General features: G+C 44.8%; 11 protein-coding genes. 3 read left to right on the top strand and 8 right to left on the bottom strand.

The window, feature by feature from the left end:
* Nucleotides 1-12: 12 nt before the first annotated feature.
* The 3 genes from ACZ5AC_RS16395 (at nt 13) to ACZ5AC_RS16385 (ending at nt 4,296) form a co-directional block, all read left to right on the top strand.
* Entirely contained in the window at nt 13-1,725 is a 1,713-nt protein-coding gene (locus ACZ5AC_RS16395) for an ABC transporter ATP-binding protein (protein WP_464248641.1), read from the top strand.
* Nucleotides 1,726-1,734: 9 nt separating this feature from the next.
* Complete coding sequence (locus ACZ5AC_RS16390) at nt 1,735-2,883, top strand: glycosyltransferase family protein (RefSeq protein ID WP_464248640.1); 1,149 nt, start codon at nt 1,735-1,737, stop codon at nt 2,881-2,883.
* Nucleotides 2,884-3,018: 135 nt separating this feature from the next.
* Nucleotides 3,019-4,296 carry an O-antigen ligase family protein gene (locus ACZ5AC_RS16385; protein WP_464248639.1) on the top strand — a complete coding sequence of 426 codons (1,278 nt, stop codon included), beginning with the start codon at nt 3,019-3,021 and terminating at the stop codon, nt 4,294-4,296.
* 15 nt (nt 4,297-4,311) lie between these two features.
* On the opposite strand, the gene wbaP is transcribed toward ACZ5AC_RS16385, so the two are convergent.
* The 8 genes from wbaP to ACZ5AC_RS16345 form a co-directional block, all read right to left on the bottom strand.
* A complete protein-coding gene (gene wbaP, locus ACZ5AC_RS16380) occupies nt 4,312-5,718 on the bottom strand; it encodes an undecaprenyl-phosphate galactose phosphotransferase WbaP (protein ID WP_464248638.1) in 1,407 nt (468 codons plus the stop codon).
* On the bottom strand, nt 5,715-6,650 hold the full coding sequence (locus ACZ5AC_RS16375; protein WP_464250623.1) for a glycosyltransferase family 2 protein: 936 nt from the start codon (nt 6,648-6,650) through the stop codon (nt 5,715-5,717). The genes wbaP and ACZ5AC_RS16375 overlap by 4 nt, the downstream gene beginning before the upstream one ends.
* A 29-nt stretch (nt 6,651-6,679) precedes the next feature.
* On the bottom strand, nt 6,680-7,789 hold the full coding sequence (locus ACZ5AC_RS16370; protein WP_464248637.1) for a glycosyltransferase family protein: 1,110 nt from the start codon (nt 7,787-7,789) through the stop codon (nt 6,680-6,682).
* Complete coding sequence (wecB, locus tag ACZ5AC_RS16365; RefSeq protein ID WP_464248636.1) at nt 7,782-8,882, bottom strand: non-hydrolyzing UDP-N-acetylglucosamine 2-epimerase; 1,101 nt, start codon at nt 8,880-8,882, stop codon at nt 7,782-7,784. The genes ACZ5AC_RS16370 and wecB overlap by 8 nt, the downstream gene beginning before the upstream one ends.
* Entirely contained in the window at nt 8,882-10,195 is a 1,314-nt protein-coding gene (locus ACZ5AC_RS16360; RefSeq protein WP_464248635.1) for a glycosyltransferase WbsX family protein, read from the bottom strand. Before ACZ5AC_RS16360 ends, wecB begins: the two co-directional genes overlap by 1 nt.
* A gap of 139 nt (nt 10,196-10,334) precedes the next feature.
* The gene (locus ACZ5AC_RS16355; protein ID WP_464248634.1) at nt 10,335-13,580 is read right to left on the bottom strand and encodes a methyltransferase; all 3,246 of its coding nucleotides are present in this window, start codon (nt 13,578-13,580) and stop codon (nt 10,335-10,337) included.
* Entirely contained in the window at nt 13,573-15,054 is a 1,482-nt protein-coding gene (locus tag ACZ5AC_RS16350; RefSeq protein ID WP_464248633.1) for a methyltransferase domain-containing protein, read from the bottom strand. The genes ACZ5AC_RS16355 and ACZ5AC_RS16350 overlap by 8 nt, the downstream gene beginning before the upstream one ends.
* A complete protein-coding gene (locus ACZ5AC_RS16345; protein ID WP_464248632.1) occupies nt 15,051-16,274 on the bottom strand; it encodes an ABC transporter ATP-binding protein in 1,224 nt (407 codons plus the stop codon). The genes ACZ5AC_RS16350 and ACZ5AC_RS16345 overlap by 4 nt, the downstream gene beginning before the upstream one ends.
* Nucleotides 16,275-16,314 lie beyond the last annotated feature (40 nt).

Here is a 16,314-nt window from a genome sequence, read left to right as displayed (position 1 = left end):
CTGCGGCGATGCATGGAGTACTTTCTGCCTTTCAAGCTGCACATCGTGGCGGCCTTCGCCGCACTCGGCGTCGTTGCAATGAGCACTGCGGGCGCGGCCTATCTCGTTCAGCCCGCATTGGATGAAATTTTCATCAAGAAGGATGAAGCCGCGCTCATGTACATCCCCCTGCTCCTGATCGGCGTGTTTGTGGCCAAGGGAGTGGGGCTGTTCATCCAGAAATTCCTGATGTCCTATTGCGGCATCAAGGTACTGGAGCGGCTGCGCTACGAACTTTTCGCCAAGATCATCTGCCTGCCGCTGGATTTCTTCGGCGAAACCCGCGTAGGCATGCTCATGTCGCGCATCATCAGCGATGTGAACCTCATCAGTTCAAGTCTGCCCGAGCTCATCCGTATGGTCCAGCACATACTGACCATGATCGGGTTGACCGGCCTCATCATCTACCGGGACCCCAAACTCGCCTTCTGGGCGTGCCTGGTCTTCCCCCTGGCCGTGTACCCGGTCATCTATTTCGGCAGAAAACTGCGCAAGAATGGGCGTAAGATGCAGGCCAAGGTCGCGGACGTCTCTTCGCATCTGCAGGAGAGCTTCAACGGGCTCAGGGTCATCAAGGCCTTTGCCACCGAGGAGTTGGAAAGGACCAAATTCAGAGACACCGTAGCCAAGCTGGTCCGCATCGGGATCAAGGGCAAGGTATACAATCTGCTCTCCTCGCCGATTATGGAGCTCATCGGGGCCGTCGGCGCGGGGCTCGTCATCTGGTACGGCGGCCGCGAGGTCATTGCCGGCAACCGCACTCCGGGAGAATTCTTTTCCTTCATGACGGCCATGGTCATGCTCTACGACCCGTTCAAGTCCATCAGCCAGGCCAACAACACCCTGCAGCAGGCTCTGGCCGGAGCGGAGCGCGTCTTCGAGATTCTTGACGCATCGGACCTAAAGGAGGAGGCCGGCGGAACGGCCGAGTACGCCCCGCCTTTCGAGTCGCTGTCCTTCGAAGACGTGACCTTTGCCTACCCCGGGGTCAAGGAACCGGCCCTGCGTTCCATCAACCTGGACATCAAAGCCGGCGAGAGGGTTGCGTTCGTGGGGCAGAGCGGCTCCGGCAAAACCACGCTGGCGCACCTCATCCCCCGCTTCCACGATTGCCAACAGGGCGTCATCCGCCTGAACGGCCGTCCAGTCTCGGAATATTCCCTCGTAAGCCTGCGGACCAACATCGGTATCGTCTCCCAGGATCCGTTCCTCTTCAACCTGTCCGTACGTGAAAACATCGCTTACGGCCGGCCATCAACGGAGCAGAACAAAGTCGAGGAGGCGGCACGGGCGGCCTATGCCCACGATTTCATCCTCGAACTGCCCCAAGGATACGACACGGTCGTCGGCGAAAAGGGGGTGAAGCTCTCGGGCGGACAAAAGCAGCGCCTTACCATTGCCCGGGCCATAATGAAGAACCCCTCATTGCTCATTCTCGATGAAGCGACCTCGGCCTTAGACACTGAATCCGAACGAATCGTCCAGGACGCACTGGAGAACCTCATGCAGGGCCGCACAAGCCTGATCATCGCGCACCGTCTCTCGACGATCATTTCTGCAGACCGCATTGTGGTCATGAGAAAGGGCGAAATACTCGACATCGGCCACCACTCCCAGCTGATTGAAAGATGTCCGGCCTACCAGAATCTTTACAAATTGCAGTTCAACGAAGAAAAATTACCATAAGGATATTCAATGCTCGCTCACGTTGTTTATCTGATGAACACAGAATACCCAAACCTGAAAGCACACTCGATTCAGGTCACAAAGATGCTTTTCAGCCTTGCCAAGCGTACAAAGGTGACGTTTGTTTGCAACGGATTCACTGTACCGGAATCAAAATTAATCGATGAGATATATAAACAATACGGAATTGATTTATCCACTGTTCAGTTTCTTGCCATCCCCAAGAAGAAACTGACAGGAATCTCTTTTTATTTCACGCTGAGCAACCTGAGAAAATCCATAGGAAAGAATTCTGTATTTTATACACGGTCTTACAATCTTGCAAAAAGGCTGGCGCGCTCGAAATTTATCCATCACAACACAGTTATTCTCGAAACACATAAGAAGAGCGGCTATTACAAAGAAGATAGGGTCGCCGACTCTCCTTATCTGGAGCAACGGCGACATATTGAAAAAGACAATAAAAGCATCCGCCTTCTCAAAAACATATACAAAAGCGTCGATGGCCTCGTCTTCACTTCGAGCGAAAGCTTGAAAATCGTCACCGCAGACCTGGGCCTGAAGCAAACCGCATATGTCTGGTATCCCTTGATTCCGAAGCCATGCGCCGAAACGTCCAGAAAGGGGATCGTCTATTGCGGCTCGCTTGGCCCCAACAAGATGATCGAACTCCTTCTTCACGCTCTGGCTCTGGCCCCGAGCAACCATGTCATCGACCTCCTCGGAGGCTCAGCAGAAGATGTCCGGCGAATCCGTGGCGAGGCTGAGAAACTCGGAGTTTCCGGAAACATCAGATTCCTGAACAGGGTTCCCCCGCGCGAATTGCCCGGAATTCTCTGCCGATACGCATTCGGCCTGTCCCTCATGGAAGGACTCAAAGTGGCCGACTACGTTGAGAGCGGACTCATCCCCGTGATCCCGAGAATACCCATGTACGAAGCGATCTTCGACATCCGACACGCGGTCTACTTTGAGCCCGATTCGGCCGATTCGCTACGCCACAGCCTCGACTCGCTTGATGGCTTGAGAACTTCGGAGTTAGACAACAGCAACCTCCTCGAAACGTATTCAACCGACAGCACTGCACGCAGGATCTTCGAATTGATCGCAACATGTACTGGTAGCCAACAAAAACAACAAGTTACAGCTCGCATTTAGCACGCTTGAGAATTCAATCTCCTCTTCACAAATCAAGAAGTTGCAAAAAGCGCAAGCATACTGCAAAAAAGTATTAATATTTATTCCATAAGCACACCAATGCATCGAAAACACTATATAAACGAATAGTTTAATATGCTTTTTTTAAAATTTATAAATTTTATAAAAATATATACTTCGCAGTTAGAAAAAATTTACATAACTGCTTTTACTGCCATGCTCGGTTTTTGTGTTTTTTTTCGGCATGGAGTTGAACACTCAAGATATATTCTTATCGGACTAACAATTTTATTCTGCTCAGCAAATACAAACAAACTCAACAACCTATGGAAATCAGATTCATTTCTCACTCTGTTGTTTTTCTTTGCAGTTGCACTGACAAGCCTGCTACTAAATTCCGCACCATTGTCGCACATAGATGAAGTAATCAATTGGATTGCCATTTTCATCTTTGGGTATATCGCCTCGATAATCACACAAGAAAAAAATGACAGATTCATACTCGTCATTCCGATTGCACTTCTTGGAGCAATTGTTATTTTTCCAGTTTTGACGGGTGCGGGATGGAGCCATCTGAACATCCTGTCCGAAGAACGACTCACCCTCTTTTTTGAACAAAGAGCCAACCATCTCGGACTTATTTGTGGAATGTTTGCATTTGCCACAATTTATTACGGCGCAAATAACAAGGGGTGGATGCGCACTGCCTCTTTCCTGCTGTCCGGCACATGCCTCTTTCTTCTGTTCAGAACGGCAGCCCGCGCGAGCTTTTTAGGCACAGCACTCATCTTCACAGGCTGGTTACTCTGGAAGGCCCAGAAAATGCGCAAGCAAATGCTTCTAGCGTTATCACTTATAATAATATGCACTTTTGTAGCCCTATTTTATACACCGCTAAAGAATAATCGCATAATCAGCAGCGTGACAATAGGACTCAAAGAAGACATTTCTTTTTTACAAAGATTCTTTACATGGAATGTTGCTTATAAAAGCTTCAGACAGCAACCGTTTTTTGGGAGAGGCTTCGACACGTTCAGCGATCAATACGCGGAAGAGATGGAGAAATATAAAAACGACCAAGCGTACCAGAAAATATTTCCGCACACTATTCCAACGACAAACAATGCCCACAACTTTTTCCTGCATCTTCTAGCAGAAACAGGCATCGCCGGATTATGCGCCATGCTCCTGTTTTGGGCTACCGTCGTCCGCAAAGGCTTTCGAGATGGAAGCGCTATTTCACCCGCAGTTGCAGGCATGTTCCTGATCAGCCTTATTGCCTTTCAGATGAACATGAGCCTGTACGGACAGCAGATATCAACGATTCTTTTCGCTTTTGCCGGACTGTCATCCTATCCGCCGAAAAATGACATCAACGCGTTGCCAACTCAAACAAATGCAACGTCCTCGTAACACCTCAGTAAATCATCAGCATGCCCCTCGTCCTCGAAACACTTCGCCCGGAGTTTTGAGGAGAATATAAATGTCAAACCATACCGACCAGTTGCGAACATAGTATGCATCAAGCCGTACACGCTCGGCATATGTTGTCTCGCTCCGCCCCGATACCTGCCAAAGCCCTGTCAACCCAGGTTTGACCTTCTTGTAGAGGGCAAACCCGGCCTGATATTTGTCCACTTCATCCCAGACAATGGGCCGCGGACCAACCAAACTCAAATCACCGCGCAACACGTTCCAGAGCTGAGGCAACTCATCCAGGCTCGTTTTCCGCAAGATTCTTCCCACGCGCGTAACGCGAGGATCACAGTTCAGCTTGTGGCTTTCCTCCCATTCGGCCCGCAGGTCAGGATCATTCGCCAGGCACTCTTGCAAAGAATCGTCGGCATCCTGAACCATGGTCCGAAATTTCCAGATTTGAATATCCTTCCCGCCAAGCCCGATCCGTTTTTGGCCATAGAAAACAGGCCCCGATGAATCCTTTTTGATCCAGATGGCGATGACTAACGAAAGCAGTATAAGAACGGGCAGAAAAACAAAAATTAGCCCAATCTCCATGCATCGCTTGACCCATTGCCGACGCGGATCCAGCAGTTTCTGATGGACCTCAAGTCCCAAAATTCCACCAAGATCAAAAGCTGAAATCCATAGCGAAGACGCCCCAAAAAGGTCCGGGATCAAGATCACACGACGAAACTCTGAGGCTGGACCCTCCAGTATTTCAACAAGCCGCGCAGGAGACACTCCCGGCATGGCCACAATGGCGACAGCATCCCGACATTCACCGACAAAATTTCCTACAGAATGAAGATCCCCCTCTACCGGAACTCCTTGGATCTGGGACCCGGCTTTGCTTGGATCGTCGTCGAAAAAGGCCACAGGTCGCAAACCAAGGCGATGCTCACGGGTCAATGCGTTGCACACCTCACGTCCAGTTTTACCCGCGCCCAATATCACTACGGGATGCCCCCACCACTCCTTTACGTGAACCTGCCGGCGGACCAATGCCCGAAAAAGCGGAAGCACCAAAAGCGCTCCCAACCATGCCATGAGAAAAATTCCACGGGAATAGAGCTCCCCCTGTTTCGAAAGGAACACTGCGCCCGACATGGCAAGGAATATTACCGAGGTAGACTGACATAGTTTTTTGAGTTCTTCAGGAGGACTGAGCAGAATTCCTGGATACAATCCAACGAGCGCATTGGACGCCAGAAACAAACCAAGACAAGGAACAAGGTTCCAATAAAGGAGAATCCCAAACTGTCCGCCGAAAGCATACCGTGTCAATACACTCAAGCCCCAGACCAGCAACAAACCAAGCAAATCCGAAACGGCAAATATGCTCGCCATGGCAAACGAATTGCGTCTTGTTTTCATCGACCGGCAACCTTGTTTTGAGACCTATTGTCTTGCCAAAAACCAGAGTGCATACTGAGGCGTCTTTTCAACATTAAGGGTACTAATCTTTCGAATTTTCCAAGAGTAAAGCCTGCAAATTTTGCCGCAGTCTCTCCGACAGCATAAAAAAAAGCAGACAAATCACCTTGCCTTATCGTGTGCAAAAGCAGTTTTCGCGTGTATGAGACACCCCGACCATTGGTTGCAAGATTTGGCATGTCAAAATGTCTAGTAAAAAAAACGCCTATGTCAAAATATCGCTGAAATGTTTGCTGCAATGAATAGTCATGGGAATGATACACCTGTGCATCTGCGGCATAAGCGACCGCGTGCCCCTCATTTAAAAGCTTCGCACACATGAGCATGTCTTCATTCATGATCACACCATCCGCAAACATGCCTACATCCCTGAATACATCTTTCCTTATTGCCGAGGAAACGTTGGAAAAAAAATAGGCCCCAAGGCCCATTGACTCAATGCTTGAACGGGTCCGTAGCTGACTCACAGGTGGATAGTTAAAATTTCTCGCAAATTTCTCGCTCGCAGAAGCGTCTGGATACGCTACCTGGCGCGCATAGCTTGCTACTGCCTTACCTGAGAGGATCGGATGAAGCAAATGTTGCAGGAAAAAAGGATCCACCGGTAATGCATCCTGAGTCATGAAAACGACGATATCACCCTGAGCATGGAGATAGGCCAGGTTACGTGTGCCACCATGGTTGAAATTGCTCCGGCAAATCGGCAAAATCGTACAACCCAGATCATGCGCGAGTCGTGGTGTACCGTCGTTTGATTCGGAATCAACGACGATGATCTCATTAGGGGGCGTGATTTGGCCCCGCAAGGAGGTCACGAGTGATTCAAGCACGGTGACTGCATTCAGACTTGGAATTATAACGGAAATATTCATAGACATTAAATTTACCGGCCCGTTATGCTCTATCCTAAATTGACAAATAAATTCTGCTGGTGCGTCAACCAGTCTGCATAGTGGGTATTCCATAGTTCACGGGCCTTTTTGGAGCAACGCTCAAAGGAGTCAAGGTCGTCACGGACCTGTACGTACCATCGCTCAAGAGCGCGTCGCCCATCTTCAATGACCCAACCGGTTCCGTTTTGAAAAACATCAGAGGCGTAAGGCGTACCGGCCGAGATAAGAATTGGTATTCCCAGCGCAAGATGCTCATAGTACTTGTTGGGGGCGGCAAACCGGTGCAAGGGCTTGCTACAGTAATAAAGTGAACAATAGACATCAACGCCCTGCGTCAGCGCACCTAGCTCCTCTGGCCGGTAGGACCCGACAAACTGAATGCGCTCGCATCGACGTGCAGCCTCAATGATCAGGTTTTGCAGGACGCCACGCCCCCCGATTTTCAGATGAATATCAAGGTGATCGTCCACAAAGGTCAGAATATCCTCGATCCCTCGGTGATAATCCAAGGTCCCAAAATACCCCAAGGTTAGTGAACACCCTTCCTTGCGAGATGACCGATAAATAATATCGCAATTCTCCACACAAATGTCTGGCACATTTTCGACCACGCGTGCACGACTTGGCGATTCCGAAAAAAACAGCTTAAAACGCGACTGATGGGGAGCCGTTACAAGATCGGCCTTGCTTATATACCAAGCCTCTAGCATCCGCCAAAATGGCTTACAGGGAACGGGTTTTGCGAGAAAAAAAGGATCCGCCATATCGTAGTGCAAATTAGCACCACGCAGTTTGGCGGCGAACAAACCAAGCAAAGCGGTCTCCAAATCAATGCACAGCAAAGTGTCACCGCGACGCAAGTGTTTAAACGCATAAAAGAAGCACATCACGATAAAAGCAAAATATCCGACCACAAAGCCAGCATAACCAGTGCTAGGTCGCCAATTCAAGATGGCTTCGTCTCGATGCTCCGACGCGCGGGATCCCCAATAACCCCAGCGAATGGGACGTGGCGAATAGATAGTAGCCCACCGCAAGGCCCGAGAGTCAGCGCCCCAAGGCAATGCTCGAAGAATCAGCACCTTGCTCGGAGAACGCTCAATGATCGCTTCAAGCAATTAATAAGTCCCTCCGCAGGGTATCAACAATCCGTTCAGCGGCCTTACCATCACCATATGGAGATGCGCCAAGCGCCATCGATCGATAAACAGCATCATCGTCCAGCAATCGTTGCGCCTCATAGACTATTCGCTCGTAGTTCGGACCAACCAACTTCACAACACCCATATCAACTGCTTCTGGGCGCTCTGTTTCATCTCGTAAGACAAGGACTGGCTTACCTAGGGCTGGCGCTTCTTCTTGAACACCCCCGGAGTCAGTTAGAATAATGTAAGACCGTTTCATTGCGGCAATGAATGGTGCATAGTCTAGAGGCGGGCAAAGAGTGAAATTTTCCAATCCATCCAAAAATTCATGTGCAACGTCTTTAACATTCGGATTCGGATGGACGGGATATAGAAACTGAACATCCGAATTTTTTTTTGCCAAAGCACGCAATGCCTGGCAAATAGTTCGGAATGGTTCGCCAAAATTCTCCCTTCGGTGCGAAGTGACCAGCACGAGGCGCCTATTCGAGTCAAGATCAATTCCAAGATCTAGATCCCTGTCCGCCGTCATCAGCAAAGCGTCGATCACTGTATTGCCTGTTACCTTGATCGCCGCATCCAAAACACCTTCCTTCAGAAGATTATGGCGAGCGCCATCAGTCGGGGCGAAGTGCCAGCGAGCCAACTTGCCAGCAATAATTCGGTTGGCTTCCTCCGGAAATGGGTTTTGCATGTCCCATGTACGCAAGCCAGCCTCAACATGGCCAACAGGTATACGATGATAAAAACAAGCCAAAGCAACAGTCATCACAGTGGTTGTATCACCCTGAATCAGAACAGTGTCAGGTTTCTCCGCGCTCAATACACCATCCAGTTCAAGCAATAAACGAGCTGTCAATGTTGTAAGTGCCTGATTAGGACGCATTATATTTAGGTCAATGTCGGGCTCAATCCCAAAGAATCGGTTGACCTGATCCAGCATATGTCTATGCTGGGCAGTTGCCAAAACTCGAACATTTGCCCATGACTCCCTCTTCAGCGCCAGTATCACGGGTGCCATTTTTATGGCTTCAGGTCGGGTACCAATTACGCAAAGACACTTCATTATCTTACCTCTTCAATTGCGCTACGGGTAGCGGCCAAATATGCGTAGCCATATCGACGATCTGGCTCTAAATAGGCGCCCTCTCCCCATTCGTTCCACGCGTTTATAAATACAAAAGGCTCAGGCAGATCATGCCGTGACTTTAGCTCCTTGAAAACATCTAACAGCCAACTCTTGTACAAACCAGGACTAGAACCATGAAAAATCATTCCCTTATTATCACGCCTAGCTGTATTGTCCCACATTGGCATCACAGCGCGAAATAATTTTTCACTAGTAAAATTAAAATACTTTTTATTACTTACTAAATCTTTATAATCATATACCTGTCCTGAAAAATCATCTCTTAAATATGCAAAATGATTTGTAATATCAACACAATGCCTAAAAATTGTGCCTGGATGAAACTCGTTTAGCGCGTCAAAACCAATAGAGAGAAGATCTGCATCCCATGTATGCTCCTTTGCTCCTACTATATATATGTCGCCAACCCCAGCACTGACGCACCTCGCGCGCCAATACTTCAATATTTCTGCACAATCAGGAATAAAAGAAGGTCGATAAATATTAAGTAGTGGCCTCCCGTCGACACGAATGTATTTTTGACTTTGCATGTACGGAATAACACTATCGATGAATGTTTGATAACTTTTCAGAGTAGCACTCTGCTTCATCAGGATTTCTCCACATGAACCATCAAATCTTCTCGTCCAAGATTCATTTGCCCAGCACAAACAGAACGGAAAATCAATACGCTCTGATGCGACAAACATATCCAACGGCTTGCTCAGCAAGCGCTCGCCATCAAACCAGTAATAATAAAAAGCGAAGCCAAAAACGCCGTGTGACCTTGCCAGTTCAACTTGGCGTTCAAGGTTCTCGGATATACGCAAGTCATAGTAACCCAATTCTCCCGGAAGTCTTGGCTGGTAATGACCAACATATTGCGGAACTGCACGTGACACGTTATTCCATTCCGTCACACCCTTGCCCCACCAACGATCATTTTCCACTGTGGGGTGAAACTGTGGAAGATAATAGGCGATCAGTTTTGGGTCCGTAGGCATTCTATTAAACTTCGTTTGTGCCAATTCTACGTAATCATCACTTGACTTAGACGGAATTTCAAGAATCTGCCGAGCATAATTTTTATAAATATCGTCCTTACCAGAGCAGAAATTTCCTCCTTGCATAACGTGTTTAATCTTGCGCAGAGAACTACGAATTTTCCCCAAAAGACGATCTTTGAATTCATTGCTAAAAGGGGATCCCCAATAAATTTTTTTTGCGATTTGACGGATTATACTATTCATAATAATTAAAAAAGTTAAATTAAATTACACAAAAAAATTTATCAACAGGGTTTCTTCGATAGATTCAAAGAAATTTCAAGTTGAGAAACAGATTACAAACCACATGACATAAGTTATGCTCAAGAAAAATAAACTCGCTCTAACAGAATGTTCTTTTTTTCATAATATAAGACTTATTGCCATCATGCATACTTGAATATAAACCATCTATTAATCCGAGATGTATATAAACAGATTTAGCTTTGTGCTCCCATGAATTATCCATTGCCTCTTTACGCAGAATCGCCAGGTATTTCGCGTCATCCATGACGGATATCGCATTTTTAATGTTATTCAAAAATTCTTCATGACTCGAAGATACAAAACATGACTTATATTTAAAGCACTCCAATAAATCTGTTGTAACAATTGGCTTTGAAGCGGCCATATATTCAAATAATTTCACAGGAGAAACCGACTCTGTAAGCACATATCGCTTAAAAGGAAGAATCCCAATTGAATAGTATTGCGCGTATTGACTAAGATTAAAATAAGATTTGCTACCAAGAAAATGAACTTTTGGCAGATTGAGGATTCCGCTATCTCGCAATTCCTTGTCATGCTCATAACCAATTAAGAGCAATTCATATTGACCGGTTTCAGCAATTTTCCGCAACAAATCGTAGTCGATCCATTTGGCAAGCGCGCCATGATATCCGAGTACCGGCAACCCACTTGCCAAGACACGTTCCATATCAACAGGTGGCTGTACGGAGGCTTTACTCCAATGGAACAAATCCACACCATTAGTTGATAATAAGCAATTTACTTTTCGCTTCCTAATTATTTGCTCATAGAGTTTGTCGGATGTTGCTATCGCAAGGATGTTTTCATTGCCCAACAACCAACGATGTCGCTCAATGACAAATTCTGGAATCGATCCCGTAATTTCTTCACAAATTTCATCAATATATTCATAAACAACTTCTATTCCAGCAGAGACGAAACGTTGTATGTCTTCAATTTCTGTAACCAAGTCAATCGATTGCAAGCGAAGTATTACTCTATTATTATTGAGCCTTAAGGCATTGAATACACACTCAACAACTCGCCTGTCGAGAGCATCAAAAACAACAACACCCCCTTCTGCTCGCTTATACACAAACATATCAGTATCAACCTGCGCATGACCTCCATACAAAGACAACCCACCGAACTTCACAGCTTGCAAAGACATATGTTGAAATCGCTGAAATAGCGGAGTACTCCAACCCATCGGAACGTGAAATATATCCACAAAACCTTGATGCTCAGCTATTATATTTTTTAATTCTGTTAGACGCTGATTATAGCGCCGACTTGCGATTTTTTTTAACAGCCATGCTTTCGACATAGCCCCTGCAACTCGAATACCTGCAAGAAAACCTTCAATCAATCCATGACGTCGAAATCCATTTATAATTCGTTTATATAAATTGTGACTACAAAAATTTGCGTAACATTCAACAATTTCTTTTTTTTGACGCCCTGTTAGTTTGCGAAGTAGAGAAAAAGCTTGTCGAAGAGGGGCTGTTAACCTCCACGAAAAGCTGCTTTCAATCAATTCCAGATTAGTCCTACACTCTGCATTTTGTTGCTCGACATCATAAATAGAATTTTGCAGATTAAGAACGATTCGATTATATTCAACCAACCTGCGCTCATACTCATGCAACGCTAAAGAGAGATTACGGACCGGGAGCGGAGAGTCGGCCCACCAATTCTTTAGGCCATCAATCGGTCGCTGTGTAACCTCTGCCTGAACCGCAGCCTCCATCTCTGCAAATTTATTGACGACAACATCGTCAACATTGCAACCAAGAGCCCCGAACGCCGCCTTAATAAATGCCATCCGAGTATCGCAGTTCGGGGTTGCTGAAACTCCCACCCGGTTCACCGACTGAAGCAACAATAAAAGTGTACGAAAAATTAACCAACCCAAGGGCATTTCAATGCTTAGTTGCCACTCTTGATCAACGACTTCGATCTTGCCATCTCGAAGAACCATGATATTCTGTGGCACCAAATCAAAACATTCGCCGGGGAGAGGAAAATATAAAGAGATTGCTCTATACTCTCTAATATTCGGGGAGATGTATCCGTGAATGATTCCGATATAACGGTGCAAAAAGGAGGCAATCTCTTCAATTTTCCAGTTATCACGCGTTATGATCTCAACAAGTTCAGCCGAAAGGGGATAACCTAACATGTATTGTTGACACGGCATGTGTGTAAATCGAAGCAACTTCGATACGGGTTTGCATTCAGGAACAAGCAATGAAGACTCAACGCTAATTTCAGAGTCAGATTTTAATATAAATGTTGTCTCTTTACAATAACACTTTTGTCTTTCAGTACTGAAATGATAAGCAAGAATAGAACGAATTTTTATCTGCTTGAATTTTTCTGCAAGAATTACGAATGAATTTGCCATATCCATGGCAAGACCATTCCGCACAAGATTCGGCCACACGCGCTCAGGAGAAAAAACAAAGATAGGTGGAGACTGCGGATCACGTGTTGCGCTCTGTACTGCGAATATGGATGAATCAAAATTATCACAACCAAAGCCATCCTCAGTGACCACTGAAATTGGAAACTTATAATCAGGAAAGGGGGCCATAAAATAGGAAGATTCAAACCCCGCCTCGCTAAGCAACTGCGCTAATACATTTCGGCCAAATGTTTGCGGTTGATCAGAACGATATCTCCCTTCGATGCCATACATGGGTTGATTGAGATGATCTTCAGGAAACCCAGCAAAATATTTTAAACCAAATTGATTTTCAATTGCAAGAATGAGCTTGCCATGCGGCTTAAGCAAAGCCCGAACTTTCTTTAACATGGCCACTTGTGGATCTGAACTTAATGAAAATAAATTAGCATATTCCAACACCCCAATAAGGGTTATCATATCAAATTGACAATTGATTTCGAAATCATCAAACTTATCACAAACCACTACTACATTGTCCAAATCCCGAGTTCTCGATCTAGTGATAGAAGCTCTGCGAAGGCTGCCTTCTAAAGCTAGAACATTAGCGCCACACTCTCCTAGATAACGGGTAATCGCACCACATCCAGATCCAATTTCTAGAATGTTCCCACGAATGTCGTTCTTGAAGGGGCGCAAAATATTCACTCGAGAACTAGATAGGTGATAAAGACTTGCCCAATCTGAACAATGTTCTCGTAGTTCGATTGAATGCACTGTCAAATCTGAAGCCTGGGCAACGATCCGAGCAATTCGATTCTCTATTTCATCGCCATCGTTATAATCAATATTCGTATATTCAATTCTATGCCATACAGAATCATTAAGTGGTATATAACCATATTTATTTAAAAAAAAAGAATCCTTAATCAATGACCCCTCCGCCAACACCTATACCTGTAAGACGTTCCACAAGATACTCTGTGAAAAATAAATTTTCGTGCCAAGAAATTAAATAATTTGACGCCCAACCATCTAATTGATTACTATTTAAAATATTATCATATTGCGTATGCCAACCAAAACGCGAATTTTCTAGAGCAAAACGTGGCAAACGATCTTGCAAAACTTTTTTCTTGGCCTGAATGCGATTTCGCAAAGGATAATGCTTTAATAAAAACTTAATCGGGTAGACTAATCTGCCTTCAAAATCTGACTCATGACCACCACTAGAATCCAAGTCGACAGCGACTTCATTTTTCCAGGCCTTGATTTGTTTAAAATGACCAGGGCGCCTTCCAAATTCAAAAAAATTCAAATTATTTTGATACGGCGCATTCAAATCACTGTAGTTATTCAAATATCTAAAATCGATCACAGTAAAATCAACTGCATTATATCCTAACAAATCCACACTTAATAAAGCATCACGTAATTTAATTTTCGCCCATGGGCTTTTTCGAATTTCATCTGCATCTTGATGCATAACCCAATCAACATTTAAAATTTTAGAATAGTCAGCCGTCTTCTTAAGTTGCTCCTTCCAAATATAATCATTCGTAGGCGATTCAGGAAATCTTTCAAGATTAACGATTTTTCCATTTTTGCGCAACTCAATCAATATGTTCCAAGTATTATCATTTGACCAATTATCGAAGACGTGAACATCTATCCCCTCTGAAATTAAATGCTCAATTGTTTCAGCAATTACATCTTCTTCATTATATGTGTGTATCACAGCAGCAACCTGAAATTTTTTTCCGTCCTGCATAATAACAGCATGCTTTCCGCATATAGTCAGGATAGTTGATTTTACACGATGAAAATCTGTATTGATTGTATGCCCGCAAAATGGGATATCATCAAAACCGCATGATTTCATAAATCTTACAAACTCACCGCCACTCCATTCCATCACGTGTGCAGGATTCAATGGCGGCCCGTTATCAAGCCAACCTCGCGCACGGTCTCTATCAGGTGTTGAAATCAGAACAAAAGGAGCAATTTTAGAAACCCGTGCCAAAGATCTTAATAACCGATCTGGATATCGTAAATGCTCTACAACATCAGAACAAATCACCACAGAACACTCAAGAACACTGTGATCAATCTCAGGCAAGCCTTCTTCCAAGTCCCACTCAATAAAGTGCGCTTTTGGCAATGCATTTTTAGCCAAGCTAATTGCCGCAGAGGAGTCAATACCAATAAATTTAAAACGGGATGAAAATTTTCCTAACTTTACTGCAGATCCACAACCAATATCTATGATATATTTCGCAGCGCACTTTTCCGCTATAAAAATTGCCGCATCGTATACATAAGGCTGATAAACAAATTCACCTGGCACATCTAAATAATGCTCATGCCGCAATCTCATATTATAATTTTCAGGCAAACAATAACTCATAATCCACCCTCGCTTGGAACACACTCTATCATAGCAGACCTTATCTGAACAAATCCACTTTGAGGTTTGAATTTTTTATCTTCAACTATTTGAAAAGAATACGCATCATATACGTGAAAAAGGACAGTGCTGGATCCAGGAATTCCATCATCAATACCTATTGATATCAAATACTCTCCAGGCTTCAATGGCGGAATGACAAAACTAAATCTCAGAGAAACACTACCAGGTTGTTGTATTTTATTAATTTTACTTTCTATATTATAGCTATTAAAGTGCACAACAGGTTCGTTTAACGCATTCATTATGCCAATGGCGAAAAGCGGCGAATCAACCGTAATCTCGAAAACGGCATCTACCTCGATCAAGACTCGCTGCTCTCGACTCAACACGCATCCAATACACTTTTCCTCTTCAAACTCCACGAATATCTTTTCAATTGACACCCCTTCACAACCTTTAATATTGTTACTCTGAGAAATACCAACCCATCTATCGTCATGATTTATAAAAGCAAAATTTATTTCATTATGCACATCGATTTCTTTATCAGGATTTATTCCGTGCATCATGAAATTTACATAATCGCGAACAATTTTAGAAGGTAAACCATCAGCAACTACAGATCCTTGGTGCAACCAAATTACCCTATCACATAACGCCTCAACTTGCGAGGCACTATGAGACACAAACAAAACTGTTGAACCAATTGATTTAATTTCCTCTATTTTTTTCAGACATCTACTTTGAAATTGTATATCGCCTACAGACAAAGCTTCATCGACTACAAGTATTTCTGGCTGAACATTCACAGCAACAGCAAACGCCAATCTTACAACCATTCCACTCGAATAATTCTTTATAGGCTGATCAATAAAATCTCCGATATTTGCAAATTTTAAAATATCATTAATTGTTGCATCTATTTCTTCTTTTTGCAACCCTAATATGGACGCATTCATATATACATTTTCACGCCCTGTGAACTCAGGGTTAAAACCAGATCCAAGCTCTAATAAAGCAGCAATTCGTCCATTCGCATGAATTGAGCCTTCTGTCGGACTCACTGTCCCACAAATCATTTGAAGGAGTGTAGATTTTCCTGAACCATTGCAGCCTATTATACCAACTGTTTCCCCCTTCCTCACATCGCCGAAAACATTCCTTAACGCCCAAAATTCACGATAATACTGCCTTCGCCCACGCATGAGCATCTGCATCAAACGGTCCCGGGGTTTGTCGTAAATTTGATAGCATTTA

The organism is Desulfomicrobium aestuarii (genome assembly GCF_055385525.1).
Note: the sequence above shows the minus strand (reverse complement) of the source record. Positions and strands in the feature narration are given on the sequence as shown.